General features: G+C 39.7%; 1 protein-coding gene. It reads left to right on the top strand.

Features of this window, described 5'->3' with window-relative positions; genetic code table 11:
• Window positions 1-365 precede the first annotated feature (365 nt).
• The coding region (locus tag JWG39_RS15980) for an IS1634 family transposase (RefSeq protein WP_205220435.1) at window positions 366-1,540 on the top strand (1,175 nt) is incomplete at its 3' end.

Genomic DNA, 1,540 nt, shown 5'->3' on the forward strand with positions numbered 1-1,540 from the left:
CATTACACTAACCTGAGACTCTTCTTTGCCAAGTATTCGATGTATGCTTGTTGCCAGTTATAGCCCGAGCATGGGTAGTGTAACTTTTCTAAAATGGGTTTACGCTGTTGATCTTCCATTGGCTGCCTTTTACTTGACTTCAGCATTATAAATGTACTACGTATAGTAATACCTATGTTTCCTGTAGGATGCAAGTCCTGTCTTTTGAAATAGTACCCTGTGCAAAAAAAAAATGGATATAATTGTTCTGCAAGTGTAGATTAATAGAGTTTACAGAGGAACTCTGTTGACTCGTTTAACAGGTAGAGATGAAGCTAAAAACGGTTATTTGAATTATCCGTAAAAGTGGAGAGGAAGAGTGTATTATGGAGCAATTTGATACCCAATTTAAACAAGTTGATGTCTTACCGATGGTCAAACATTTCATGGATGGCCTCGATCTGTTTAATCTTTTCAAAAAATATGTTCCAGTGGCAACCGATAGTTTAGCGGGGCATGCTGAAAGTCTTTGCCTGTTAACCGCGAATATCATCTGCAACAACAAGCCGCTTTACAAAGTTCAAGAATGGTTGAGTCAATATTCCGATGGCCTTACAGAAGAGCCGTTTGCAGCGAATCTTTTTAATGATGATCGACTCGCCAGGGCTCTTTCAGCTCTTTTTTCTTCAGATCGTCATTCGTTAATGACTGAGCTCGCCAGTAACGCTATTTCTGTTCACGAACTGCTAACGGATGAAATCCACAATGACAGTACAACAGTGACGTTTATTGGCAAATACGATACTCCCGATCCGGAAGCAGTTAAGCTCAAGCATGGCCACAATAAGGATTTCAGGCCTGACTGTAAGCAGATCGTATTTGGTTTAAATATCACGGCAGATGGCCATGTTCCGCTCAGTTATAAACTTTTTGACGGCAATACTTCTGATGATGTTACTCATATTCCGAACTGGAATTCCCTGCGTGCGTTATTGGGAAAAGAAGATTTTATTTATGTTGCCGATTGCAAGCTGTGCAGCAAGAAAAATTTAACCCACATTGCAGAATATGGTGGTAAATTCATCACGATTGTCCCGAGAGCCAGGAAGGAAATTAAGTGTTTCTTGAAGTATTTGAAAGGTAACGAGGTAACATGGCAAGACGCCTTTTGTGTTGAAAGTTCACGGAAAAAAAACGAAATAAATGTTTATAAAACATACGAAGCCGAACTGACAGAAGAAGGCTTTCGAGTTGTTTTCATACACAGCAGTTCTAAGCAGAAAGAAGATGGAGAAAGAAGGCGTAAAAAAATAGAAAAGGCACTTGATAAACTAGAGAAGTTATCACCGAAACTCAATGCCTATCACCTAAAGACTCAAAAGGAAATCAAAGCTGCCGTTGACGAAATTTGCAAGGGCGTAAAGGAATTCATAGAGGTCCAAATATTAACAGATCGAAAACAGATCAAAGTGAAGGTATCTCCTGGCAGACCGGGCTTGGACAGCGTCTATAAAAATAAATGGGAATCCACATACAGCATTCAGTGGAAGTTAAACGAACA

The organism is Desulforhopalus vacuolatus, assembly GCF_016918505.1.
In the GTDB taxonomy this organism is placed as follows: Bacteria; Desulfobacterota; Desulfobulbia; order Desulfobulbales; family Desulfocapsaceae; genus Desulforhopalus; species Desulforhopalus vacuolatus.